General features: G+C 34.3%; 1 protein-coding gene and 1 pseudogene. Both read right to left on the reverse strand.

Annotated features, from left to right (window positions below):
• Positions 1–30 precede the first annotated feature (30 nt).
• Positions 31–867 (reverse strand): annotated as a pseudogene (locus BZG02_RS20640) (IS3 family transposase); the annotation flags it as partial.
• 5 nt (positions 868–872) lie between these two features.
• A complete protein-coding gene (locus BZG02_RS20645; protein WP_101263639.1) occupies positions 873–1,394 on the reverse strand; it encodes a transposase in 522 nt (173 codons plus the stop codon).
• Between the last annotated feature and the right edge of the window lie 45 nt (positions 1,395–1,439).

A 1,439-nucleotide genomic window follows, 5' to 3' on the forward strand; every position in this document is an offset into this window, starting at 1 on the left:
ACCCCAAAAGTTGGACGGTTATAAAATAAATTAATAAGATTGAGTTCGGTATTTTACCGGACTCATTCCGTTTAAACGAGTCTTTATTCTACTATTATTGTAATAATCTATGTATTCTTCCAGCTCTTCAAGGAAGTGATCCATAGAATTGAACTGTTGCAAATATAACAACTCAGATTTCAAAAGTCCAAAGAAGTTTTCAATTACCGCATTATCTAAACAATTCCCCTTTCTAGACATACTTTGCCTAATACCTTTTTGTTGTAGTTTATACCTATAGCTACGATGTTGATAGTGCCACCCCTGATCTGAATGAAGAGTTAGATTTGTATTACTTGGGAGCATAGTAAATGCTCTGTCAACCATATCCATAACCAGATCAAGTGTTGGTCTATATGTTATATTATAACTAATAATCTCCCTATTATATAAATCCATAATAGGTGAAAGATAACATTTAGTTCCAAAAAGAGAAAACTCTGTAACGTCCGTAACCCATTTTTGATAAGGTCTGTCAGCCTTAAAGTTTCGCTCAAGGATATTGGGTGCAATTCGTCCAACATCTCCCTTATAAGAGCGGTATTTTTTCATTCTGACCTTACACTTCAAGCCAAGTTCTGTCATAAGCTTCAGAACCGTTTTATGATTTAAGACTAAATCTCTATTCCGTAACTCAAGGGTTATACGCCTATAGCCATATCGCCCTTTATTTTCATGAAATATTTCAGTGATTACTCTCCTCTCTATCTCATATTTGTCTGTAGTATCGAGATCTTTTTGATGATAATAGAACGTACTTCTTGGCATTCCATCCACATTCAACAGTATTGAAAGTGTGTGTTTCTGCCTTAATCCCTGGATGGTTAAAACTCTTAATCTTTTTTTTGAGTTTCTTTTTTCTGAATTAAGGCTTGTAACTTTTTTAAGTAATCATTTTCAGCACGTAAACGCTGATTCTCTTTGAGTAACTTATCGTACTCACTTATAGCATCTATTGGTTTATTTTCTGATTTCTTTTTCATCTTAGGAGGTCTTCCTCTTGGGTTTTCTGTAAATAAAGCTAATGCTCCAAATTGCTCGAAATCTCTTCTCCATTTAGAAATAAGAGATGGAGTAATTAGATGCTTTGCGGATACTTGGTCCAAAGATAAGCCTGTTTTCAACATTTCTTCGATGATTTGAAGTTTAAAATCACCAGTATAGCGTATCTTATTTTTTAATGACAGACCTTTTTTTCCATGAAGCTTATATGCATTAACCCATCGTCCTACTACTTTGTTACAAGTTTGTAAATCTCGTGCTACAGATCGACAAGATCGTCCTTCATTTAATACTTTCAGTACTGCACGTTCGCGATCATCAATACTAAATTTGTTTCTCTTTTTCTTTTCCATAAAAAACACCCCAAATGTTGTGTCCAACTTTTGGGGTGCAGTTCA

Origin of the sequence: Labilibaculum filiforme (genome assembly GCF_002843315.1) — a bacterium.
GTDB classification, from domain to species: domain Bacteria; phylum Bacteroidota; class Bacteroidia; order Bacteroidales; family Marinifilaceae; genus Labilibaculum; species Labilibaculum filiforme.

Excerpts from the sequence above, each read along its gene's own strand:
- BZG02_RS20645 (WP_101263639.1), bottom strand. The coding sequence starts at position 1,394 with ATGGAAAAGAAAAAGAGAAACAAATTTAGTATTGATGATCGCGAACGT.